This is a genomic window from Streptomyces sp. ID05-39B (assembly GCF_033794725.1).
In the GTDB taxonomy this organism is placed as follows: domain Bacteria; phylum Actinomycetota; class Actinomycetes; order Streptomycetales; family Streptomycetaceae; genus Streptomyces; species Streptomyces bobili.
The window spans coordinates 19,533-42,273 of record NZ_JARGEF010000043.1 but is presented as its reverse complement, the minus strand read 5'-3'; the positions used below and the strand labels follow the sequence as shown (position 1 = coordinate 42,273).

Genomic DNA, 22,741 nt, shown 5'->3' with positions numbered 1-22,741 from the left:
GACCTGCCCTCCCTCACCTGCGCGATGGACGTGTTCGCCTCCCCCTCCCCCGAGGAGGCGTTCGGCCTGGCCGCCGTCGAGGCCCTGGCCTCGGGGCTGCCGGTGCTCTACGCGTCCTGCCCGGCGATCGAGGACCTCCCCGCGCACACCGCGCCCGCCGCCCGCCGCGTCAGCGGCGGCCCCGAGGCGTTCGTCCGCGCGCTCGCCGGGACCCGCGCCGCCGCCGCCCCCGGGCCTCGCGGCTCGGCCGAGGCCGCCCGTCACTACGACATCACCCGCAGCGCCGCCCGGCTCATGGACGTGTACACGGCCACCGTGGCCCGACAGCCCCTGCCGACCCCGTCGTCCGCCCCGTCACCCCAGGGAGTCCCCTCGCCATGACCGACAACTCCGCCCGGCCACACCGCCGGTCCAGCGCCCTGCACCGTGCCAGGACGCTCCCGCCGTGGTCCCTCCTCGCCGCGGGCGCCCTCGCCGGAGGCCTCCTCGGCGGCGCGTACGGCGCCCTGAAGCCGCCCGTCTACACGGCCACGGCGTACGTCGTCGCCGTCCCCACCGAGAAGTCCGACCCGGCGTCCGCGCTGGGTTTCGCGCAGGCCTACGGCCGGGTCGCCACGCAGCTCGCGGTGCTCGGGGACGCGCAGGTGTGGGCGGGCGTACCGGTGAGGACGCTCCAGGGCTCGGTGCACGCGGCGACCTCACCGGACGCGCCGATGGTGTCGGTCACCGCGACCTCCTCGCGCGCCGACCTGGCCGCCGACATGGCCAACGCGGTGTCCCGCGCGCTGACCCGGCACGCCGCCGGGGCGAAGGCCGCCACCAACGTCGAACTGGAGCCGTTCGCCCGCGCGGTCGAGCCCGCCGAACCCTCCTCGGCGTCCCCCGCGGTGACCGCTCTGGTGGGCGCGAGCGCGGGCGGCCTGCTCGGTGGTCTGCTCCTGCTCGTGCGGCCGAAGGGCGACCGGCGGGAGCCCGCGAGACCGGCCGTCGTGCCGAGCCCGGCACTCGCCGCCGACTCCCACGGAACGCTGTGAAGCCGGCGTACACCACCGAAGTCGTCACCGGCGAGCAGGACTTCGCCGCCCTCGCCCCCGCCTGGGCCCGCCTGTACCGGCGGTGCGCGACGGCCACCCCGTTCCAGAGCCACGCCTGGCTGCACTCGTGGTGGCTGTCGTACGGCGGACGCGGCCGGCTGCGCCTGGTGGTGGTGCGCTCCGGCGACGACCTCCTCGCCGTCGCCCCGCTGATGGCCGTACGCCGTCCGCTGCCCGCGCTGGTGCCGCTCGGCGGGGCGATCTCCGACTACGGGGACGTACTGGTCGACGACGAGCGGACGGAGACGGCCGTGGCCGCGCTCACCGAGGCGCTCGCGGCGGCCGCCCGCACCGCGCTGATCGACTTCCGCGAGGTCCGGCCGGGCAGCGCCGTGGAGCGGGTGTACGAGCGCTGGAGCGGGCCGCGGCGCCGGGTGAGCGACTCGGTGTGCCTGGAACTGCCCGCCGTACCGATGGACGAGCTGCTGGCGCGGCTGCCGTCGGCGAAGGCGCAGCGGGTGCGCGCCAAGCTGCGCAAGCTGACCGCGCTCGGCGTGCGGCGTGCGGTCGTCCACCCGGACGCGGTGGACTCGGCGCTGCGGCGGCTGCTGGAGCTGCACCGGTTGCAGTGGCAGGGCCGCAAGGTGACGAACGAGCACCTGCGCGCACGCTTCTGCGAGCATCTGGTCCGCTCGGTCGGGCCGATGGTGCGCTCCGGGGACGCCGTGGTCACCGAGTTCCGCCTCGACGAGGACGTGGTGGCCGTCGACCTCACCCTCCTGTCGCGCCGCCTGGCCGGCGGATACCTCTACGGCGCTCATCCGCGGCTGCGCGAACACAAGGCGGACGTGGCGGTGATGCTGCTCGACGCCTGCTCGGAGCACACCCGCCACGAGGCGCGTGGCACCCTGAGCCTGCTGCGCGGCAACGAGCCGTACAAGCACCACTGGCGGCCCGAACCGGTCGTCAACCAACGGCTGCTGCTGGCCCGTCGGCGCACCGCCCCGCTGCTGGCGGCGGCGGTGTGGGACGTGGCCGCTCGACGGCGGGGCAAGGAGCTGCTGCGCCGCTGGGACGAGCGGCGGCAGCAGCGGGAACCTGCCGGTGGCGGCAGGCCCTGACATGGGCCTGCCGCCACCGGGCGCGCACCGCTCAGCCGTTGCGCGACCACCAGTCCAGCCGCACGCACAGCTTGCCGCCGATCCAGTACTCGACCCAGTCACCGAGATGCAGCGGCGAGCAGTTCACCGCGGGCAGCGGGGCCGGCTCGGTCGACGGCACGGGAGTCGCGGGTGCGGTCGGGGTCGCTGGCGCGGTCGGTGTGGTCGGCGTCGTCGGTGTGGTCGGGGTCGTCGGTTCGTCCGTTCGGCCGGAGAGCACCGCTCGGTAGATCTCCGACGCCCTGGGGTTCTTCGAGCACTGCCACACACCGTGCGGGCAGTAGTCGGTCACCGTGTTGTACAGCGGTTTGTGCTCGTCCATCCAGGCGAGCATGCGCCGCATGTACTCGGCGTTGTCACCGTTGCGGAAGAGCCCCCATTCGGGATAGGAAATGGGCTTGCCGTGACTTTTGGCGAAGTCCACGTGTTCCTGGAGTCCGTAGGGCTCTGTCACCTGCTCGTCGAAGGAAATTCCGCTCGGCTGGTCGTAGGAATCCATTCCCACGATGTCGACGGTGTCGTCCCCCGGATAGCACTGGGTCCAGGGGACGGCGTCCCGGCCACGGCTCGGCGTGAAGTCGAACTTGAATTTCTGGCCCGGCACCGCCCGCATGGTGGTGACGATCCGCTTCCAGTACGTCTTCCAGGCCTCCGGGTCCGGCCCGCAGCGATGGGTGTACGTGATGCCGTTCATCTCCCAGCCGAGCACGAGCACCGTGTCCGGCGCGCCGGCCTTCACCAGCCGCTCGGCCAGCGCGCGGAAGTGGTGATCGAAGTGACCGGCCGCGCCCTGCCGCAGCAGCCACCGCACCTCGGCGTCGGACACACCCTCCTCGTTGCGCTCCAGCATGGGGACGTTGAGGACGAGCATCCGGTCGTCCTTCTCGGCCCGCCAGTCGGCCCATACGTCGAGGAAGCCGGGCCGGCCCTCGATGTTGCTCCACCGGTCACCCGGCAGGTAGGTGTGGCCGACCCGCAGCTCGGCCCCGTCCAGCCAGTCGCTGAGCTGGGCCATCCGGGCCACGCCGAGGGGGCCGTAGTCGAGGTAGGCGCCGAAGGCGGGGCCGGACTTGGCGGTCGGCGCAGGGGCTGGAGTCTGCGACTGAGCCGGAGCCTGCGGCTGAGCCGACGCGGGAGCGGGCGTCGAAGTCGAAGTCGAAGTCGGGGCCGGGGCCGGAGCGGGATCCGGGGGCGGGGCCGGAGTCGCGCTCTGGGCCTCGGCCGGCGTGGGAGCGGGAGGATCGACGGCCCGCGCCACCCCCGCGGCCGCCGCGAATCCAGGGCCGGAAGCCAGTGCCGCCGACGCCGCGACCGCCGCCGCGACAACGGCCAGCCGCCGGGACCGGGCGCGTCGCTGCTGTGGGGCCATGCCTGCTCCTTTCTCCACTCTCGTGCTGTCACCGATGCGCAAGCGCATTACTGACACTCAGTCATATGAAAGTCACAGGAAAAGGAATACCGCCACCGCCGTTACGGCTTTCGAGTGTCCCGCTCGTCCGCACCGGTGAAACAACCGAAGGAAAAAGACGTGTCGCAGCTCGACACACGCGTCCCCGCCGTTCTCCTGCGCATCGATCAAAATCCCTTTCACCACGGAACACTGGGTGCCGTGCGCTCCCTCGGAAGAGCCAAAATCGATGTCCATCTGGTCGCCGAGGTGACGGGAAGTCCCGTCGGCAGATCCCGTTTCGTCCGCCGCCTGCATCCCCCGCCGCCGCCCGGAGCCCCCCTCGCCGACATCGCCACCGCGCTGCTGCGCGTCGCCGCCCGCATCGAGCGGCCGGCCGTCCTGATCCCGATGGACGACGCGGGCGCCGTCGCGGTGAGCCGTCTGCGCACCGAACTCGCCCCCGCCTTTCTGCTGCCGCAGCAGCCCGCCGCCCTTCCCGAGCGCGTCGCCGACAAGGCCGAACTCGCCGGGCTGTGCGCGGCGGCCGGCGTCCCGCACCCGGTCACCGTCGTCCCGGACAGCGCGGCGCAGGCCGCGTCCGCCGCCTGGTGGCTCGGCCTGCCGGTGGTGGCGAAGTGGAGCCGGCCGTGGCTGCTGCCGTCCGGGTCCGGGCTGCGCAGCACGGTCGTGGTGCGGTCCCCGCAGGAGGCCCGCGAGCTGTACCTGCGCGGCGAGGAGGCGGGCAGCCCGCTGCTGCTCCAGGAGTTCCTCCCGCCGGGCACCGACCGCGACTGGTTCTTCCACGCGTACGCGGACCGCTCGGGCGCGCTGCGCGGCGGCGGCCCCGGCCGCAAGCTGTGCGCCTGGCCGCGCGGCGCGGGTCTGACCGCGGTCGGCGAATGGGCCCCCAACCCGAAGGTGGGCACCCTCGCCAACCGCCTCACCGCCCACCTCGGCTACCGAGGCATCCTCGACCTCGACTTCCGCCGCTGCGCCACGACCGGCCGCTATCACCTGCTCGACTTCAACCCGCGCCCCGGCGCACAGTTCCGCCTCTTCACCGACACCGCCGGCCTGGACGTCGTACGCGCCCAGCACCTCGACCTGACACACCGTCCGCTTCCGGACGGGCGGGCGCGTCCCGGGCGGACCTTCGTCGTGGAGAACTACGCGCCGCTGACCGCCCTGCGCCGGGCCGCGCCGCACGGCCGCGAACTCGCCTGGTACTCCGGGGACGACACCACGCCCGGCCGGGCCATGTGGGGGCTGTGGGCCGCGCACGTCACCCGCCGTCTGCTGGGCCGGCTGCGCCGGATCGGCGCGGCGGGCGCGACCGGTGTTCTCCCCCGCGTGGCCCGCCAGGGCCCGCCGCCCCCGTCCTCTACGACCGGCCTCCCCGAAGTACCGCATGTGCCGTGCCCGGCCGACCCTGCCGACGACGAGAGAGCGAGCAGCCGTTGACGTACGACCTGCTGGTGGTCGGTGCCGGACCGTACGGCCTGTCGATCGCGTCCCATGCCGCGGCCGCCGGGCTCGGCCTGCGCGTCCTCGGACGTCCGATGGGCTCCTGGCTCGACCACATGCCGGCTGGGATGTACCGGCCTGTTCCCGGCCGGTCTGGTCACGGCGTCCTGATGCGGCCCGGCGATGCGCTTCGTGCACGGCGCGACCTTCACCGCGGGGACTCTCGTGCGCGGGGTACGGCGCCGGCTGCGGGCCGGGGTGCCGGGCGGCGACAGGGTTCCGGCGGGCGGTCACGGCAGGACGCGACAGGCGTCCTGCCGGCCTGAGGACCGGCACGAGTGCCGGGCGCGTGCGAGGCGTCCGGCACTCGTCGCCGTCAACGGCGGGTCGCGGCGCGGCCTCGTCGGTACAGCAGGGCACCCGCGGCGATCAGCACGGCGCTGACGCCCGAGGCGGCCAGCAGAGCCCCGCTGCCGGTGTGCGGAAGCTCGGGCCGGTCACCTCCGTGCGACGGGTGACTGTGCCCACCGGGAGGCGGGGTGGAGTGACCACCGGGCGGGGGCGAGGAGTGACCACCCGGAGGGGGACTCGTGTGACCACCGGGCGGAGGCGAGGTGTGACCACCGGGCGGAGGGCTCGTGTGACCACCCGGAGGAGGCGAGGTGTGACCACCGGGCGGAGGGCTCGTGTGACCACCAGGAGGAGGCGAGGTGTGACCACCGGGCGGAGGGCTCGTGTGACCACCCGGAGGAGGCGAGGTGTGACCACCGGGCGGAGGGCTCGTGTGACCACCCGGAGGAGGAGACGTGTGACCACCGGGCGGAGGGCTCGTGTGACCACCCGGAGGAGGAGACGTGTGACCACCGGGCGGAGGCGTCGTCTCGCCGCCACACGTGTCGCCGTAGCCTCCGCAGTCCTCCTCAGGGCTGTCGCCGTAGCCGGGCTCGTCCCCACCGGAAGGGGAGTCACCGTAGCCGGGCTTGTCCTCGCCACCGGAGGTGGAGTCACCGTAGCCGGGCTCTTCCCCACCGGAAGGGCTGTCGCCGTAGCCGGGCTCGTCCTCGCCGGACGATGCCTCGTGGGAGCGGTCGTTCCCGTGCGTGTTGGCCGACACGGCTCCGGGCGAGTTCCTGGCGGTGCCGTCCTCTTGTGAGTCGGCGAGGGCGGAACCGCCGTACAGGGACAGAATGCTCGTCGCGGCGGCGGCCGCGACCATTCCCTTGCTCAGGGTCTGTCGCAATCTCGTGGTCTTCCTGCTTGAAGAAGTGGGAAAAGCCGGCCTTGAACGTGGAGCAGTTGTCCAAGGCCGGCCTTGACCCAGCCGTGCGGCTGGTGTGACGGCGTCGTCAGTCGTTGACGCAGGTGTTGCCGGCCGACGGGTTCAGCAGCGCGATGATGTTGACCGTGTTGCCGCACACGTTGACGGGGATGTGGATCGGGATCTGCACCACGTTGCCCGAGAGGACACCCGGGGAACCGATGGCGGCCCCGTTGGCACCGGAGTCGGCAAAGGCCGGAGCAGCGGCCCCACCCAGGGCCAGGATCAGACCCGCGACGACAGCAGCGCTCTTCTTCATGACGTTCCCTTCATCTGCGGTCATGCCTTGATGACGGTCGGAATAACCGAGCGAGCACAGCCGGAACGGCTCGCACCATGACCTGCAAGGTTGCAAACGAGAGATAGACGCGGAAGGAAACTGACGAACGCGTGGCGCCGGGTAGTTCACTCGAACGACCTCACATAATCAACTCGTTAGGTCCAGCGAAGAGGAATCGATTCTTCGGAGCGGGAGGGAACGAACATGACGGGACGTCGTCAAAAAACGCCGGACGGCCCGTGCGCAGCGCACGGGCCGTCCGGCGGACGGGAAGGCGGCGGACGGTCAGCCGTTGCCCGCGCCGTTGCCCGAGAGGGCCGAGATGTCGTTCAGGATGTGCGACAGCGGCTCGTCACCCTTGGCCTGGGTGGAGTTCTCGGCGCACTGCTGGTTCTGCGGGGCCGACAGGACCGGGATGTCCTGCACGGCGACCGGCACCAGCACACCCAGCAGCGACGCCACGTTCGCCTTGACCGGGACGCCCGCGCACAGCTTGTTGACGGAACCCTGGACCAGGGTGGCCTGCGGGCTCATGTCGCCCTTGGTCACCGAGTTGCCGAACGCCTCGCGCGCACCGTTGCCGCTGGCGGAGGTGGTACCGCTGTCGTCCCCGATGGCAAGCGCCTGGGGCGCGGCCGCCGCCGACATACCGACGACGGAAGCGGCGACCGCCGCCGCGGCCATTGCCTTCTTCAGCATTTCGCTTTTCCTTTCCCTGCCCTGGCCCGGCGGCCAGGAGCATCTGCCTGCCCCCACTCAACCCGGTGTGCCGGTTTTGGTTGCGGCCCGTCACCCGATCGGTTTTGCCGACGCGCGCGGCGGTGGTCGGAAGGTAAGCGGATTCCCCGCTGCCTTTCCGCGCGCCGACCTCTGCGGCCATAGGCCATCGGAGTGAAGGAGGGGAACCAAACGGGGCCAAGGCAGTTGATCAGAACGCTCCGGAGGACGGGGTATCTCAGAAGGGACTAGAAGTGATCAAGAAGGTTCTGGCCACGGCCGCGGTCGCCGCCTCCGTCGTCGGCGTTTCCGCTGCTGCCGCCGCCCCGGCTCTCGCGATCGGCAACGACAGCGGCACCACCTCCGCCAGCGGCAACGGTGCCCGCCAGGAGTTCGGCAACTCGGCCACCTACGGCAACATGAGCCCCCAGATGGCGCTCATCCAGGGCTCCCTCAACAAGCCCTGCATCGGTCTGCCGGCCAAGGCCAACGTCGGTTCGCTCATCGGCCTCGTGCCGATCGCCGTCCAGGACATCCCGATCCTGTCGGCCCCGCAGAACCAGCAGTGCGTCGAGAACTCCACCCAGGCCAAGGGCGACGAGCCGCTGTCGCACATCCTCGACGACATCTCGGTGCTCGCCGGCAACGGCGCCGCGAACCACTGAGCCAGGTCGAGGTGAACGGGTTCCTTTCCTGAGCCCCGGGGTGGTTTCTCCACCCCGTCAGCGGGCCGCCGGATCACCGGCGGCCCGCTGTTCTAGCGTGCGGCGCGTGACGATGAAGACAAACCTCTGGCCCCGCCGCCTGGCGATGCCCTCAGTCGTCCTGGCGACCGCGGGCGCGCTGCTCGGCACCGGCTTCGCGTCGCCCGGCCGGGAGTCCGCCCCGCGCGCGATGAACATCCTGCTGATGGGGACCGACGAACGGGACACCATCACCGCCGCCGAGAAGCGCGAGTTTTACGCGGGCGGCCACCCCTGCGGCTGCACGGACGTCCTCATGCTGGTCCACGTCTCCGCCCGCCGGGACCGCGTCAGCGTGATCGGCCTGCCCCGCGACTCCTACGCCGAGATCCCGCCGTACCGCGACGGGGTGAGCGGGCAGGAACGGCCGCCGCATCCGGCGAAGATCAACGCCGCGTTCCAGGAGGGCGGGCCTGAACTCGCCGTGCGGACCGTCGAGTCGATGACAGGAGTGTCCGTCGACCGCTACGTCCAGCTCGACTTCCGGCGCTTCATGGACGGCGTCGACGACGTCGGCGGCGTCCAGGTGTGCACGCCGCGGCGGCTCAAGGACTCGGCGACCAAGCTGGACCTCGCGCCGGGCAAGCACCGGCTGGGCGGCGGACGCGCCCTTCAGTACGTCCGCTCGCGGCATGTCGACGCCAGCGCCGACCTCGGCCGGATCCAGCGGCAGCAGCGGTTCCTCGTCCAGGCGCTGCGCCGGGCGCAGTCCGGCAAGGTGCTCGCCGATCCGGGGCGGACCGGATACCTGGTGCGCACCCTCCTCGGGTCCGGGCCGCAGGGCTTCTCCGTCGGGGAGCTGGCCGAGCTGGCGGGGGCGCTGCGGGGGCTGCCGGCGTCGGCGACGGAGTTCACCACCGTGCCCATCTCCGGGTTCGCCCCGCCCGAGGCGGGCGTCGGCTCGGCGCTGACCTGGGACCGGCGCCGGGCCGACGAACTGTTCGCCAGGATCCGCGAGGACCGGCCGCTGGTCGCGAAGGGGACCCAGCCCGCACCGAAGGACCCGCCGGACATCCTCGGCACCACGACACCCGTGCGTGGGAGCGCGTACGCGTGCCACTGAGGGGCGTACGGAACGGGACCGCGGTGCGCTGCGCCAATCGGGGCCAAACCCGCAACCCCGGGCCACCGGAACACGTTGACGATCATGCAGCTCCTCCCCCGGAGTCCGCTTTTCGAAGGGAAAGAACCATGAAGAAGCTGTGGGCAACCGCGGCCATCGCCGCCTCCGTAGCCGGTCTCGCGGCCATGTCCGCGCCGCAGGCCCTGGCCATCGGCGACGACAGCGGCACCACCTCCGCCAGCGGCAACGGCGCCTCGTCGGAGTTCGGCAACTCGGCCACGTTCGGCAAGATGAGCCCGCAGCTCTCGCTGGTCCAGGGTTCGCTGAACAAGCCCTGTGTCGGCCTGCCGGTCAAGGCCAACGTGGGCTCGCTCATCGGTCTCGTGCCGATCGCCGTCCAGGACATCCCGATCCTGTCGGCCCCGCAGAACCAGCAGTGCGTCGAGAACTCCACGCAGGCCAAGGGCGACGAGCCGCTGTCGCACATCCTCGACGACATCTCGGTGCTCGCCGGCAACGGCGCGGGCAACGGCTGAGTCCTGCCGACGACCGCGGGCGGCGGGCACCGGTTCTTCCGGTGCCCGCCGCCTTTTCATGCGGTGCGTGTCAGCGGTGCGTGCCATGCGGTGCGCCGGGCGTCCTAGAAGTCGCCGTCCCGGCGGGCCAGGCCGATCGTGTCGGCGAGGCGGCCGACCTCCGGGTCCTCGGTCCGCCTCGCCAGGGTCCGGGCGGTCTTGCCGAGTTCGGTGAGGGACGGGGCGTCGGGCAGGGGAGCGAAGTCCCCTTCGCCACCGCCACCGCCACCGCGCAGGGCGTCGGCGAAGTACGCGGCCGTGGCGGCGACCTGGAAGCGGGCTGAGGCGCTCGTCAGGTCCTCGTGCACGGCGTCCGTCTCCAGCCGGCCCGAGGTCTCGTGCGGGGTGCGGGTGGCGGGGTCGAGCCAGCGGACGGTGGCGGTGGCGAGGTGGCCCTCGGCGCCCGGCCTGGTGCGGACGGCGTACAGGGCGGTGACGGTGTGGCCGGGGCCGACCTCCCCGCCGTCGACGCCGTCGTCGCGGAAGTCGTCGTCGGCGACGCGGCGGTTGTCGTAGCCGACGAGGCGGAACTCCTCGACCGTGCGCGGGTCGAAGGCGACCTGGGCCTTGGCGTCGCGGGCGGTCAGGTCGACGTGCCGCGGGAGTTCCTCGCAGAAGACCTTCTCGGCGTCGCCGTCGTTCGAGACGTAGGTGGTGTGGCCGTCGCCCTTGTCGGCGAGGCGTTCCATCAGGGCGTCGCCGTAGTCGCTGCCGACTCCGACGCCGAAGAGGGTGATGCCGTGGTCACGGCGGGCGCCCTCGACGCGTTCGAGGATGGTGTCGGCGTCGGTGTCGCCGGTGTTGGCGAGGGCGTCGGAGACGAGGACGACCCGGTTGGTGGCGCCCTCGCGCAGGCCTTCGACGGCGGTGGCGTAGCCGGTCTCGACACCGGCGCCGAGGTTGGTGGAGTCGGTGGGTTCCAGGCCGTCGATGGCGTCGTGGACTCGGCCGCGGCGGTCGCCGAGGCGGGTCATCGGCAGGACGGTCTCGGCCTCCCCGCTGAAGGTGACGAGGGCGACGGAGTCGTCGTCGCGCAGCCGGTCGGTCATCGTGCCGAGGGACTCCTTGGCGAGGTCGAGGCGGCCGGGTTCGGCCATCGAGCCGGAGATGTCGATCACGAAGGTGAGGGCGGCGGGCGGGCGTTCGCCGGTCCGGGGCGCGGTGCGGGTGGCGAGGCCCACGCGCAGCAGGGACCAGTCCTCGCCGGTACGGGCGCCGTCGACGGTGACGGAGAAGCCGTTGCCGTCGGGGCGTTCGTAGTCCTGACGGAAGCTGTTGACGAACTCCTCGGGGCGGATCGTCGACGGGTCGGGGGTGTTGCCGTCGGCGAGGGCGCGGCGGGCGTATCCGTAGGAGGCGGTGTCGACGTCCAGGGCGAAGGTGGAGAGGTGGTCCCGCGCCGGTTCGCGTCGCTGGTCCTCGTCCTGGTATCCCGTGTCGCCCTCCGCGGGGGCGGGGAAGTCGCCGCTGCGCTCGGCGGAGTCGGCACTGCTGTCGGTGCTGCTGTCCGAGCTGCCGGCGCCGCAGCCGGTGAGCAGCAGGAGTGCGGCGGCCGCGGCGGCCAGTGGTCCTCGGATGCGGTGGGTCGTCTCCATCTGTGGTGCCCCCTGTGGTCGTTGACGTCGACGTACGTGACTGTGACGGCACCGGGGGCCCGAACGTGCGGCACGGGGTGTTGCGGATGGGTCTCGAAGAGGGCACGGCCGGGGCCCGTCGAGACCGGTAGGTGATCCTCCGGAGACCTAGGAGACGACGTCCTTGTGGGCGAAACCGCGGAAGGCCAGGGCGAACAGGACGACGGCGTAGGTCACCGAGACGGCGGTGCCCTGGATCATGCCGGAGTACTCGGGGGTGGGCTGGATGGCGTCGGCCCAGGCGAACTGCCAGTGCGCGGGGAGGAAGCCGCGCCAGTCGCCGAGGGCGGTGACGGCGTCGAGGACGTTGCCGACGATGGTCAGGCCGACCGCGCCGCCGACCGCGCCGAGGGGGGCGTCGGTCTTCGTCGACAGCCAGAACGCGAGTCCTGCGGTGACGAGTTGGGACACGAAGACGTAGCCCACGATGACGACGAGCCGCTGCGCGGCGGTGCCCGCGTCGAGGGCGCCGCCGGTGGGGATCTCCAGGGGGCCCCAGCCGTAGGCGGCGGTGCCGACGAGGAGGGCGACGACGGGCAGCAGGACCATCGCGGCCAGGCTCAGGCCGAGTCCCACGACGAGCTTGGACCACAGCAGGCGGGCGCGTGGGACGGGGGCGGCGAGGAGGTAGCGCAGGGAGGCCCAGCTGGCCTCGGAGGCCACGGTGTCGCCGCAGAACAGGGCGACCGGGACGACCAGCAGGAAGCCCGCGGAGACGAACAGGTTGACGGCGGCGAAGTTGGCGCCGGACGCGGTGGCCGTGTCCATCAGGTTGATGCGGTTGCCGCCCTCACCGCCGCCCGGTTCGCCGCCGATCGCGAAGGCGATGGCCAGGACGAACGGCAGCGCGCCGAGGATGGCGCCCATGACGAGGGTGCGGCGGCGCTTGAGCTGGCGGGCCAGTTCGACGCGCAGGGGCAGGGTGCGCGAGGCGCGGTAGCCGGAGGCGGTGGCGACGGGCACGGGTGGCTCGGGGTGCCCGGTGGGCTTGGCCGGCTCGGTCAGCGTGCTCACGCGGAGCCTCCGATCAGGGTGAGGAAGGCGTCTTCCAGACGGCGGTGCGGGCCGACCGACTGCACGGGCACGTCGAGCCGCACCAGCTCGGCGACCAGGTGCTGGGCGCTGCCGTCCGCGTCGAGGCGGACGAGGAGTCCGTCGTCGGTGCGGACGGCCGAGGCGACGCCGGGCAGCGCGGCCACCTTCTCCGCCAGGGGCTCCTCCACAGGTGTGGCGGTGCCGACAAGGAGGGTGTCGCCGGAGCCGACGATCACGCCGACCGGGCCCGCCTGGACGAGCCGGCCGCGGTCCATCACGACGAGGTGGGTGCAGGTCTGCTCGACCTCCGCCAGCAGGTGGCTGGAGACGATCACCGTGCGGCCTGCCGCGGCGTAGCGGATCATCACCTCGCGCATCTCGCGAATCTGGGGCGGGTCGAGGCCGTTGGTCGGTTCGTCGAGGATGAGCAGGTCGGGCAGGCCGAGCATGGCCTGGGCGATGGCCAGGCGCTGGCGCATGCCCTGCGAGTAGGTGCGCACCGCGCGGGCGAGGGCGTCGCCGAGGCCGGCGATCTCCAGGGCCTCGTCGAGGTGGGCGTCCTCGGCCGGGCGGCCGGTGGCCTGCCAGTACAGCTCCAGGTTCTGGCGGCCGGACAGGTGCGGGAGGAAGCCGGCGCCCTCGACGAAGGCGCCGACGCGGGAGAGGACGGGGGCGCCGGGGCGGATGGCGTGGCCGAAGACGCGGATCTCGCCGCCGTCCGGCCTGATGAGGCCCATCAGCATGCGCAGGGTGGTCGTCTTGCCGGCGCCGTTGGGGCCGAGGAGGCCGAGGACCTGGCCCTTCTCGACGCGGAAGGAGAGGTCGCGGACGCTGTAGCGGTCGCCGCCCGCGTACTTCTTGCTCAGGTCGGTGATCTGGAGGGGGACCTCGGCCAGCTCCGGGTCGGGGGCGGGCGTCGCGGTGCGGCGGCGGCCGGTGACCAGCAGCGTCAGGGCGAGGCCGGCGCCCGCGAGGGGCAGCCACCACACCCAGGAGGGCAGCGGGGCGGCGGCGGTGCTCACGGCAGCGGCGGTCGGCACCTTGAGGTCGCCCTCCAGGGAGACGGTGTACGTCGCCGGGGCGGCCGGGGAGGCGTAGCCGAGGTCGGTGGAGGCGAGGACCAGGCGCAGCCGGTGACCCTTGTCGATCTCGTGGTCGATGGCCGGGAGGGTGAGCGTGACGTCCTTGCCGGCCTTGGCGCCCTCGACGCGGACGGGGGCGACGAGCTGGGAGGGCAGGACCTGCTGTCGGCCGTCGGGGCCGACGTCGTAGACCTTGCCGAACAGGACGGCGTCCTGGCTGGTCGACTTCACGTGAAGGGTGGCCGTCGGGGAGCCGGTGACGCGCAGGTCGCTGGTGAGGGGGGCGGAGGTGAAGGCGGCGAACTGGCCGGGGAAGTCGAGGGAGACGCCGACGCCGAGGGAGGAGAGCTGGGAGAGGCCGCCGCCGCCGAGTCCGGGCAGGGCGGAGACGGCGGGCGGGCTGGCGCCTGGCGGGTTGGCGAAGGACTGCTCGCGGCCGGTCAGGGCGATCGAGCGGTCGCCGCCGGTCAGGTCGGGGTAGGTGTCGTCGCTCGCGCCGCGCAGGAGGGCGGCGCCGTCGGTGGTGTCGACGCCTCCGGTGCGGGTGATCCGGAAGGCGGGGCCGGTGTCGGCGCCCTTGTCGCCCTTGAGGTAGCGGTCGAACCAGGAGGTGACCCGGGCCTGGACGCGGCTCGCCTCCAGGTCGCCGCCGTCATGGCCGCCCGCGATCCAGTCGACGTCGACGGGGGCGCCGTTGGCGCGGATCGCCTTCGCGGCGGCGTCGGACTGGGCGAGGGTGAAGAGGGAGTCGGTCTGGCCCTGGAGCAGCAGGGTGGGAACCTTGATGCGGTCGCCGACGGCGGACGGGGAGCGCTCCTCCAGGAGGGCGCGGGCCGCCGCGTCGGGGGTGCCGGACTCGGCGACCCGCTCGTACATCGCGCACAGTGCGGGCTCGAACCTGGCGCAGCCGCCGCCGGTGTTGAAGAAGATGCCGGTCCACAGCTTCTTGAACACGCCGTCGGGGAACAGGGCGTCGGCGAGGTTCCAGTAGGTGATCGCGGGGGCGATGGCGTCGACGCGGGTGTCGTGTCCGGCGGCCAGCAGGGAGATCGCGCCGCCGTAGGAGGCTCCGGCCAGGCCCACGCGGGGGTCGCCGGCCTTGTCGAGCTGGACCTGGGGCTGCTTCGCCAGCCAGTCGATCAGCTGGGAGACGTCGGCGACCTCGCCCTTGGGGTCGTTCAGGCCGATCTTGCCGGTGGACCTGCCGAAACCGCGTGCGGACCAGGTCAGCACCGCGTAGCCGTCGGCGGCGAGGTCCTCGGCCTGCGCGCGGACGTCGTCCTTGGTGCCGCCGAAGCCGTGCCCGAGCAGGACGGCGGGGCGGCGGCCGGAGTCGCCGGAGGTGAAGTACGAGGTGTCCAGGCGCACGCCGTCGACGGCCATGACCTGGTCGGCACGGTGCACCGGGGGTGCGTCGTCCGAGGCCACGGCCGTCCAGGTGCCGGCGCCGGCGAGCACGACGACGGCGGCCACGGCGGCGATGATCCGCCGCGGCCGCCGCAGTCCGCGCAGTCGAAGATCCATGCGTCAACGGTACGGGGTGAAACTGTCGGGAAGTTGTCGACCGGAGACCGAACTCCCCGACCTCCCACAGGCGTACGGCGGGGTGCCGGCGTACACCAGGCGCGGTACGGGTCGGTCCCGCGCGTCCTGCATGACGGTGCCCTGCCCCCGGACAGGAGCAGGGCACCGTGCAGCCGTGTGTCAGCGGGTCAGTGGTTGCGCGGGAAGCCCAGGTCGACGCCTGCCGGGGTGTCGGCCGGGTCCGGCCAGCGGGTGGTGACGACCTTGCCGCGGGTGTAGAAGTGCGTGCCGTCGTTGCCGTAGATGTGGTGGTCGCCGAAGAGGGAGTCCTTCCAGCCGCCGAAGCTGTGGTAGCCGACGGGGACCGGGATCGGGACGTTCACGCCGACCATGCCGGCCTCGATCTCCAGCTGGAAGCGGCGGGCGGCGCCGCCGTCGCGGGTGAAGATCGCGGTGCCGTTGCCGTACGGCGACGCGTTGATCAGCGCCACGCCCTCGTCGTAGGTGTCCACGCGCAGGACGCACAGGACGGGGCCGAAGATCTCGTCCTGGTAGGCCTTGGCGCTGGTGGGGACCTTGTCGAGGAGCGAGATGCCGATCCAGTGACCGTCCTCGAAGCCCTCGACGGTGTAGCCGGTGCCGTCCAGGACGACCTCGGCGCCCTCGGCCGCCGCGCCCTCGACGTACGAGGCAACCTTGTCGCGGTGGACCTTGGTGATGAGCGGGCCCATCTCGGAGGTCGGGTCGTTGCCGGGGCCGATCTTGATCTTCTCGGCGCGCTCGCGGATCTTCTCCACCAGTTCGTCGCCGATCGCGCCGACCGCGACCACGGCCGAGATGGCCATGCAGCGCTCGCCGGCGGAGCCGTAGGCCGCGCTGACCGCCGCGTCCGCCGCCGCGTCCAGGTCGGCGTCCGGGAGGACCAGCATGTGGTTCTTGGCGCCGCCCAGGGCCTGGACGCGCTTGTGGTTGGCGGCGGCCGTGGTGTGGATGTAGCGGGCGATCGGGGTCGAGCCGACGAAGGAGACCGCCTTGACGTCCGGGTGCTCCAGGAGGCGGTCGACGGCCACCTTGTCGCCGTGGACGACGTTGAAGACGCCGTCCGGCAGACCGGCCTCCGCCAGCAGCTCGGCGATCTTCAGGGACGCCGACGGGTCCTTCTCCGACGGCTTCAGCACGAAGGTGTTGCCCGTCGCGATGGCCATGGGGAACATCCACATGGGCACCATGGCCGGGAAGTTGAACGGCGTGATGCCCGCGACGACACCCAGCGGCTGCCGGATCGAGGCCACGTCCACCCGGCTGGCGACCTGCGTCGACAGCTCGCCCTTCAACTGCACGTTGATGCCGCACGCCAGGTCGACGATCTCCAGGCCGCGCGCGACCTCGCCGAGCGCGTCGGAGTGGACCTTGCCGTGCTCGGCGGTGATCAGCTCGGCGATCGCGTCGCGGTTGGCGTCCAGCAGCGCGCGGAACCGGAAGAGGATCTCCGTGCGCTTGGCCAGCGAGGACTGGCCCCAGGTGGCGTAGGCGTCCTTGGCGGCGGCTACCGCGGCGTCCACCTCGTCGACGGACGCGAACGCGACCTTGGTGGTGACCGCGCCGGTCGCCGGGTCGGTCACCGGCCCGAACGTACCCGACGCGCCTTCGACGGACTTGCCGCCGATCCAGTGGTTGACGATCTTCGTCATGACCGAGTGCTCCTTCACAGATGGCGGCGTCGGGTGGAGACGTGCCGTTCGTACAGCTCACGGGCCTTCACCGCGGACGCTCGGGTCGCGGTCTCGGCCACAGGTACATCCCACCAGGCCTGCGCCGGGGGCGGGCCCGACACTGTGTCTGCCGTTTGGGTCTCGACGTAGACACAAGTGGGAGTGTCGGCGGCGCGCGCCTCGGCGAGGGCCTCGCGCAGGTCGTGGACGGTCTTCGCGCGCAGCACGCGCATGCCGAGGCTGGCCACGTTGGCGGCCAGATCGACGGGGAGCGGGGCGCCGGTGAACGTCCCGTCCTCGGCCCGGTAGCGGTAGGCGGTGCCGTAGCGCTCGCCGCCGGTCTCCTCCGACAGACCGCCGATGGAGGCGTAGCCGTGGTTCTGGATGAGGAGGACCTTGATGGCGATCCCCTCCTGCACGGCCGTGACGATCTCCGTCGGCATCATCAGATAGGTGCCGTCGCCGACCAGCGCCCACACCGGGCGGTCCGGCGCGGCGAGCTTCACGCCGATCGCGGCCGGGATCTCGTAGCCCATGCAGGAGTAGCCGTACTCCAGGTGGTACTGGTCGCGGGAGCGGGCCCGCCACAGCTTGTGCAGGTCGCCGGGGAGCGAACCGGCCGCGTTGATGATCACGTCGGACTCGTCGACGATCGCGTCCAGCGCCCCGAGCACCTGCGGCTGCGTCGGGCGTACGTCGGGCTCCTCCGCCTCGTAGCAGGCGTCGACGCGCTGCTCCCAGCGTTCCTTGTCCTCGCCGTACTCGGCGACGTACGCGTCCGCGACGCGGTGGGCGTGCAGGCCGAGGGCCTGGGTCAGTTCCTGGAGGCCGCTGCGGGCGTCCGCGACGAGCGGCAGTCCGGCCAGCTTGTGGGCGTCGTAGGGGGCGATGTTGAGGTTGAGGAAGCGGACGTCGCCGTGGCCGAAGAGGGTGTGCGAAGCCGTGGTGAAGTCGGTGTAGCGGGTGCCGACGCCGATCACCAGGTCGGCGGTGCGGGCGAGTTCGTCCGCCGTCGCCGTGCCGGTGTGGCCGACGCCGCCGACGTCCTGGGGGTGGTCGTGGCGCAGGGAGCCCTTGCCGGCCTGGGTGGAGGCGACCGGGATGCCGGTGGCCGCGGCGAACTCGGCGAGGGCCTCCTCCGCGCGGCTGTGGTGGACGCCGCCGCCCGCGATGAGCAGCGGGCGCTTCGCGGCGCGGATCGCCGTGACCGCCTCGGCGAGTTCGGCGGGGTCGGCGCCGGGACGCCGTACGGACCAGGTGCGCTCGGCGAAGAACGCGTCGGGCCAGTCGTAGGCCTCGGCCTGGACGTCCTGGGGCAGCGCCAGGGTGACCGCGCCGGTCTCCACCGGGTCCGTCAGCACCCGCATCGCCTGGAGGGCGGCCGGGATCAGGGCCTCGGGGCGGGTGACGCGGTCGAAGTATTTCGACACCGGGCGCAGCGCGTCGTTGACCGACACATCGCCCGCGTAGGGGACTTCGAGCTGCTGGAGGACGGGGTCGGCGGCGCGGGTCGCGAAGGTGTCGCCGGGGAGGAGGAGGACGGGGAGGTGGTTGATGGTGGCGAGGGCGGCTCCGGTGACCAGGTTGGTCGCGCCGGGGCCGATGGACGTCGTCACCGCGTGCGTGGACAGCCGGTTCGACTGGCGGGCGTAGCCGACGGCCGCGTGCACCATCGACTGCTCGTTGCGGCCCTGGTGGTACGGCATCTCGTCGGCGTACTCGACGAGGGCCTGGCCGAGGCCGGCGACGTTCCCGTGGCCGAAGATGCCCCAGGTCGCGCCGATCAGCCGCTGCCGTACGCCGTCGCGCTCGGTGTACTGGGCGGCGAGGAACCGCACCAGCGCCTGGGCCACGGTAAGCCTGGTGGTCATCGGTAACCCCCTGTGGTCGCTGTGTGCTCCGGGTGGAAGCAGATCCGCCACTCCCGGGTCTCGCCGGGTCCCGCCATCACGTTCAGGTAGTACATGGTGTGGCCTGGCTGGGCGATCGACGGGCCGTGCCAGCCGTCGGGTACGAGGACGGCGTCACCGGAACGGACCTCGGCGAGGACGTCGGAGCCGCCCTCGTGCGAGGGGGACACGCGCTGGTAGCCGAAGCCGCCCGGTCCTTCGATCTCGAAGTAGTAGATCTCCTCCAGCTCCGACTCCTCGCCCGGCCGGTGCTCGTCGTGCTTGTGCGGCGGGTACGAGGACCAGTTGCCGCCGGGGGTGATGACCTCGACGGCGATCAGCTTGGCGCAGTCGAAGGCGTCGGCGGAGGCGAAGTTGCGCACCTGGCGGGCGCAGTTGCCGCTGCCGCGTTCCTCGACGGGGACCTCCGGCGCGGGGCCGTAGCGGGCGGGGAGTTGACGCTCGCACTTCGCTCCTGCCAGGGCGAAGCGGCCTCCCGCGCCGGAGGCGATCTGGGCCTGGGCGTCCCGGGGAACGTACGCGAAGTCGGTCACCGACGCGAAAACGCTTTCCCTGCCCAGGAGTTGGAACTCTTCATCCGCCGTTCGCACGGTACATGCGCCCTCCAGCGGAAGCACGATCCACTCGCTGTCACCGGTGGTGAGGCTGTGGATGCCGCCCGGCGCCAGTTCGACGATCCGCAGACTGCTGTGCGTCCAGCCGGCCCGCTCGGGGCCGATGTCGAGCACGTGGTCGGCGCCGGCGATGCTGCCGGCTGTGCTGCCGCGGGGGATGTGCAGCTTGTCGTTCATGCGGCCCTCGCAGGTCGTGCGACGTCGGCGGTTCGTGCGGCGCAGGCGGTTGGTGCGGCGACGGCGGTTCGCGCGGCGCAGGCGGTTCGTGCCGCGCAGGCGGTTCGCGCGGCGACGGCGGTTCGCGCGGCGCAGGCGCTTCGTGCCGCGCAGGCGGTTCGTGCCGCGCAGGCGGTTCGCGCGGCGCAGGCGGTTCGTGCGGCGACGGCGGTTCGTGTGGGCCTGGCGGCGCTCACGCTCGGCGCGGCGTTCACAGCAGTCCCACAGCGGTGTCCACGGCGGCGGTCACATCGCCGTCCGCCGGGTAGAGCAGCGAGCGGCCGACCACCAGGCCGCGGACGGTGGGCAGTTGCAGCGCCCCGCGCCACTTCTCGTACGCCCCGTCCTGGTCGTCGCCCACCTCGCCGCCCAGCAGTACGGCGGGGAGTGTGGAGGTCGCCATGACCTCGGCCATGTCGTCGGGGTTGTCGGTGACCGGGACCTTCAGCCAGGTGTAGGCGGAGGTGCCGCCCAGGCCGGAGGCGATGGCGATCGACTTGGTGACGGCCTCGGCGGAGAGGTCGTTGCCGAGCTTGCCCTCCGGGGTTCGGCTGCTGATGAACGGCTCGACGAAGAGGGGCAGCCTGCGGGCCGCCATGTCGTCGATCGCGCGGGCGGTCGACTCCAGGGTGGTGAGCGAGCCCGGGTCGTCGTAGTCGATCCGCAGGAGCAGCTTGCCCGCGTCGAATCCGAGACGCTCGATGTCCTCGGCGCGGTGGCCGGTGAAGCGGTCGTCGAGTTCGAAGCGGGCGCCCTGGAGGCCGCCGCGGTTCATCGAGCCCATGACGATCTTGCCGTCGAGGGCGCCGAGGAGAAGCAGGTCGTCGAGGATGTCCGCGGTGGCGAGGACACCGTCCACACCCGGTCTGCTCAGTGCCAGGCAGAGGCGTTCCAGCAGGTCGGCGCGGTTGGCCATGGCGAGCTTGCGGTCGCCGACGCCGAGGGCGCCGCGGGCCGGGTGGTCGGCGGCGACGATCATCAGCCGGCCGGCCTCGTCGAGCAGCGGGCGGCGGGGGCGGCGGGCGGCGGCCTCGGCGATGGCCTCGGGGTGGTGGGTGCGCAGGCGGACGAGTTCGGAGACGTCGACGGTGGTGGGGGTGGCCTCGGACGCCCCTTCCGCGTCGGTCTCCTGCGGGGTTCCTCCCCCACGGCCCGCCTTCACCGCACCGCTCCGGCGGCGAGGGCTTCTTCGATCTCGGTGGGTGTCGGCATGGCCGAGGAGCACTCCAGGCGGGAGGCGACGATGGCGCCGGCGGCGTTGGCGTGGCGCATGATCTTCTCCAGGTCCCAGCCCGCGAGCAGGCCGTGGCAGAGGGAGCCGCCGAAGGCGTCGCCGGCTCCGAGGCCGTTGAGGACGTTCACGGGGAGCGGGGGGACCTCGGCGGAGTCGCCCGCGCTGTTGACGGCCAGGACACCCTTGGGGCCCTGTTTGACGACGGCGAGTTCGACGCCGGCGTCGAGGAGGGCGCGGGCGGCGTCGTGCGGGTCGCGTACCCCGGTGGCGACCTCGACCTCGTCCAGGTTGCCCACGGCGACGGTGGTGTGTTTCAGGGCCTCGGCGTAGAAGGGGCGGGCCGCGTCCGGGTCGGACCAGAACATGGGACGCCAGTCGAGGTCGAACACGGTGGTGCCGGCCCTGGCGCGGTGGGCGAGGGCCGCCAGCGTCGCCGTACGGCTGGGCTCCTCGCTGAGGCCGGTGCCGGTGATCCAGAAGACGCGGGCCTCGCGGATGGCGTCGAGGTCGAGCTCGTGGGCGTCGATCTCCAGGTCGGGCGCCTTGGGCCGGCGGTAGAAGTAGAGCGGGAAGTCGTCCGGCGGGAAGACCTCGCAGAAGGTGACGGGGGTCGGCAGGCCGGGGACCGGGGTCACCCAGCGGTCGTCGACGCCGAACTCGCGCAGGGCCTCGTGGAGGTAGGTGCCGAAGGGGTCGTCGCCGGTGCGGGTGATCACCGCCGTGGCCCGGCCGAGGCGGGCGGCGGCGACGGCGACGTTGGTCGCCGAGCCACCGAGGAACTTCCCGAAGGACGTGACCTGCGGCAGCGGCACGCCCGTCTGCAACGGGTAGAGGTCCACTCCGATCCGCCCCATGGTGATCAGGTCGTAGGCCATCGAGTTCCCTTCGTATCGGCTCTCCACGGCTTTCTAGCCCCGCATGGCGGACCCTGTCAATGTTTTGTCCAGACATTCGGACCAGCTCTTGACACCCGTGTGGCCACACAGCACGCTGACGGCCATGACGTCGTTGTCACCTCAGCCCTCACTTTCCCGCATCCGGGTCGGTTCGGCCCCCGACAGCTGGGGCGTCTGGTTCCCGGACGACCCGCAGCAGGTGCCCTGGCAGCGCTTCCTCGACGAGGTCGCGCTCTCCGGCTACGAGTGGATCGAACTCGGCCCCTACGGGTATCTGCCGACCGATCCCGCCGTCCTCACCGAGGAGACCGCCAGGCGCGGCCTGAAGGTGTCGGCCGGCACGGTGTTCACCGGGCTGCACCACGGCGAGGCCGTGTGGGAGAAGACCTGGGCGCACGTCGCGGACAACGCGGCGCTCGCGCAGGCCATGGGAGCACGCCACCTCGTGGTCATCCCGTCCTTCTGGCGCGACGACAAGACCGGCGAGGTACTGGAGCCGGACACGCTCACGCCCGAACAGTGGCGCAATCTCACCTCACTGACCGAGCGGCTCGGCAAGCAGGTGCGGGAGCGGTACGGGCTGGAGATCGTCGTCCACCCGCACGCCGACACCCACATCGACAGCGAGGAGAACGTCGTCCGGTTCCTCGACGGCACCGACTCCGGCCTCGTGTCGCTGTGCCTCGACACCGGGCACTACGCGTACTGCGGCGGGGACAGCGTCAAGCTGATCGAGACCTACGGGGAGCGGATCGGGTACCTCCACCTCAAGCAGGTCGACCCCGAGATCCTCGCGCAGGTGCGGACGCAGGAGGTCCCCTTCGGGCCGGCCGTCGCCCGCGGGGTGATGTGCGAGCCGCCTTCGGGGGTGCCGGCCCTCGGCCCCGTGCTGGAGGCCGCGCAGAAGCTGGACGTCGATCTGTTCGCGATCGTGGAGCAGGACATGTACCCCTGCGCCCCGGACACGCCCCTGCCCATCGCCCAGCGCACTCGGGCGTTCCTGCGGTCCTGCGGGGCATAGCCCTCCGGGGGCGGGACGGGGCCGACACAGACGCCCCTTTGAGGCGTTTGCGTCACCTCCGTCACAAACATTGAGGTTCCGTCACCGATGTCACGCGTACGCGGATGGAGTGTCGCACG

Annotated in this window: 19 protein-coding genes and 1 pseudogene; 9 read left to right on the top strand and 11 right to left on the bottom strand. The window is 72.3% G+C overall.

Annotation, left to right across the window (positions count from 1 at the left end; translation table 11 throughout):
- The 3 genes from P1P75_RS12735 to P1P75_RS12725 form a co-directional block, all read left to right on the top strand.
- Positions 1-381: glycosyltransferase (locus P1P75_RS12735; RefSeq protein ID WP_319254687.1), on the top strand; the 381-nt coding region annotated here is incomplete at its 5' end.
- The gene (locus P1P75_RS12730; protein WP_319254685.1) at positions 378-1,034 is read left to right on the top strand and encodes a lipopolysaccharide biosynthesis protein; all 657 of its coding nucleotides are present in this window, start codon (positions 378-380) and stop codon (positions 1,032-1,034) included. The genes P1P75_RS12735 and P1P75_RS12730, both read left to right, overlap by 4 nt.
- The gene (locus P1P75_RS12725) at positions 1,031-2,155 is read left to right on the top strand and encodes a GNAT family N-acetyltransferase (protein WP_319254683.1); all 1,125 of its coding nucleotides are present in this window, start codon (positions 1,031-1,033) and stop codon (positions 2,153-2,155) included. The genes P1P75_RS12730 and P1P75_RS12725 overlap by 4 nt, the downstream gene beginning before the upstream one ends.
- Before the next feature lie 31 nt (positions 2,156-2,186).
- Here the strand turns inward: P1P75_RS12725 and P1P75_RS12720 are convergent, their stop codons facing one another.
- Positions 2,187-3,563: a glycosyl hydrolase gene (locus P1P75_RS12720; RefSeq protein ID WP_319254681.1), complete on the bottom strand. Its 1,377-nt coding sequence runs from the start codon at positions 3,561-3,563 to the stop codon at positions 2,187-2,189.
- A gap of 159 nt (positions 3,564-3,722) precedes the next feature.
- On the opposite strand from P1P75_RS12720, the gene P1P75_RS12715 reads away from it, so the two are divergent.
- Together P1P75_RS12715 and P1P75_RS12710 are read left to right on the top strand one after the other, a co-directional pair.
- Positions 3,723-5,045, top strand: coding sequence for an ATP-grasp domain-containing protein (locus P1P75_RS12715; RefSeq protein ID WP_319254679.1), 1,323 nt, complete (start codon positions 3,723-3,725; stop codon positions 5,043-5,045).
- Positions 5,042-5,182, top strand: a pseudogene (locus tag P1P75_RS12710) (dimethylaniline monooxygenase); the annotation flags it as partial. The gene P1P75_RS12715 and the pseudogene P1P75_RS12710, both read left to right, overlap by 4 nt.
- Positions 5,183-6,394: 1,212 nt before the next feature.
- Here P1P75_RS12710 and P1P75_RS12705 read toward each other — a convergent pair.
- Positions 6,395-6,649, bottom strand: coding sequence for a chaplin (locus tag P1P75_RS12705; protein WP_319254677.1), 255 nt, complete (start codon positions 6,647-6,649; stop codon positions 6,395-6,397).
- 282 nt (positions 6,650-6,931) lie between these two features.
- The gene (locus tag P1P75_RS12700; RefSeq protein ID WP_319254675.1) at positions 6,932-7,345 is read right to left on the bottom strand and encodes a rodlin; all 414 of its coding nucleotides are present in this window, start codon (positions 7,343-7,345) and stop codon (positions 6,932-6,934) included.
- A 272-nt stretch (positions 7,346-7,617) separates the two neighbouring features.
- Here P1P75_RS12700 and P1P75_RS12695 point away from each other — a divergent pair, with 272 nt between their 5' ends.
- The 3 genes from P1P75_RS12695 to P1P75_RS12685 all read left to right on the top strand — a co-directional run bounded on the left by P1P75_RS12695 (position 7,618) and on the right by P1P75_RS12685 (position 9,705).
- Positions 7,618-8,028 (top strand): rodlin, encoded by a 411-nt coding sequence (locus tag P1P75_RS12695; protein WP_319254673.1) that lies wholly within the window; start codon positions 7,618-7,620, stop codon positions 8,026-8,028.
- A 112-nt stretch (positions 8,029-8,140) separates the two neighbouring features.
- Complete coding sequence (locus tag P1P75_RS12690) at positions 8,141-9,169, top strand: LCP family protein (RefSeq protein WP_319254692.1); 1,029 nt, start codon at positions 8,141-8,143, stop codon at positions 9,167-9,169.
- Between the two features lie 128 nt (positions 9,170-9,297).
- The gene (locus P1P75_RS12685) at positions 9,298-9,705 is read left to right on the top strand and encodes a rodlin (protein ID WP_319254671.1); all 408 of its coding nucleotides are present in this window, start codon (positions 9,298-9,300) and stop codon (positions 9,703-9,705) included.
- 104 nt (positions 9,706-9,809) lie between these two features.
- Here P1P75_RS12685 and P1P75_RS12680 read toward each other — a convergent pair whose 3' ends face one another.
- The 8 genes from P1P75_RS12680 to iolC all read right to left on the bottom strand — a co-directional run bounded on the left by P1P75_RS12680 (position 9,810) and on the right by iolC (position 21,580).
- Positions 9,810-11,339, bottom strand: a complete 1,530-nt coding sequence (locus P1P75_RS12680; protein ID WP_319254669.1) for a von Willebrand factor type A domain-containing protein — start codon at positions 11,337-11,339, stop codon at positions 9,810-9,812.
- 147 nt (positions 11,340-11,486) lie between these two features.
- Complete coding sequence (locus tag P1P75_RS12675; protein WP_319254691.1) at positions 11,487-12,383, bottom strand: ABC transporter permease; 897 nt, start codon at positions 12,381-12,383, stop codon at positions 11,487-11,489.
- Between the two features lie 5 nt (positions 12,384-12,388).
- Positions 12,389-15,019 (bottom strand): CocE/NonD family hydrolase, encoded by a 2,631-nt coding sequence (locus P1P75_RS12670; protein WP_319254667.1) that lies wholly within the window; start codon positions 15,017-15,019, stop codon positions 12,389-12,391.
- A 188-nt stretch (positions 15,020-15,207) separates the two neighbouring features.
- Positions 15,208-16,710 carry a CoA-acylating methylmalonate-semialdehyde dehydrogenase gene (gene mmsA / locus P1P75_RS12665; RefSeq protein ID WP_319254665.1) on the bottom strand — a complete coding sequence of 501 codons (1,503 nt, stop codon included), beginning with the start codon at positions 16,708-16,710 and terminating at the stop codon, positions 15,208-15,210.
- Between the two features lie 14 nt (positions 16,711-16,724).
- Positions 16,725-18,602, bottom strand: coding sequence for a 3D-(3,5/4)-trihydroxycyclohexane-1,2-dione acylhydrolase (decyclizing) (gene iolD / locus P1P75_RS12660; protein ID WP_319254663.1), 1,878 nt, complete (start codon positions 18,600-18,602; stop codon positions 16,725-16,727).
- Entirely contained in the window at positions 18,599-19,432 is an 834-nt protein-coding gene (gene iolB / locus P1P75_RS12655) for a 5-deoxy-glucuronate isomerase (protein ID WP_319254661.1), read from the bottom strand. Before iolB ends, iolD begins: the two co-directional genes overlap by 4 nt.
- Before the next feature lie 250 nt (positions 19,433-19,682).
- Complete coding sequence (locus P1P75_RS12650) at positions 19,683-20,534, bottom strand: deoxyribose-phosphate aldolase (RefSeq protein WP_319254689.1); 852 nt, start codon at positions 20,532-20,534, stop codon at positions 19,683-19,685.
- 95 nt (positions 20,535-20,629) lie between these two features.
- Complete coding sequence (gene iolC / locus P1P75_RS12645; RefSeq protein ID WP_319254659.1) at positions 20,630-21,580, bottom strand: 5-dehydro-2-deoxygluconokinase; 951 nt, start codon at positions 21,578-21,580, stop codon at positions 20,630-20,632.
- 124 nt (positions 21,581-21,704) lie between these two features.
- Here iolC and P1P75_RS12640 point away from each other — a divergent pair, with 124 nt between their 5' ends.
- The gene (locus P1P75_RS12640; protein ID WP_319254657.1) at positions 21,705-22,622 is read left to right on the top strand and encodes a sugar phosphate isomerase/epimerase; all 918 of its coding nucleotides are present in this window, start codon (positions 21,705-21,707) and stop codon (positions 22,620-22,622) included.
- The last annotated feature ends 119 nt before the right edge of the window (positions 22,623-22,741 follow it).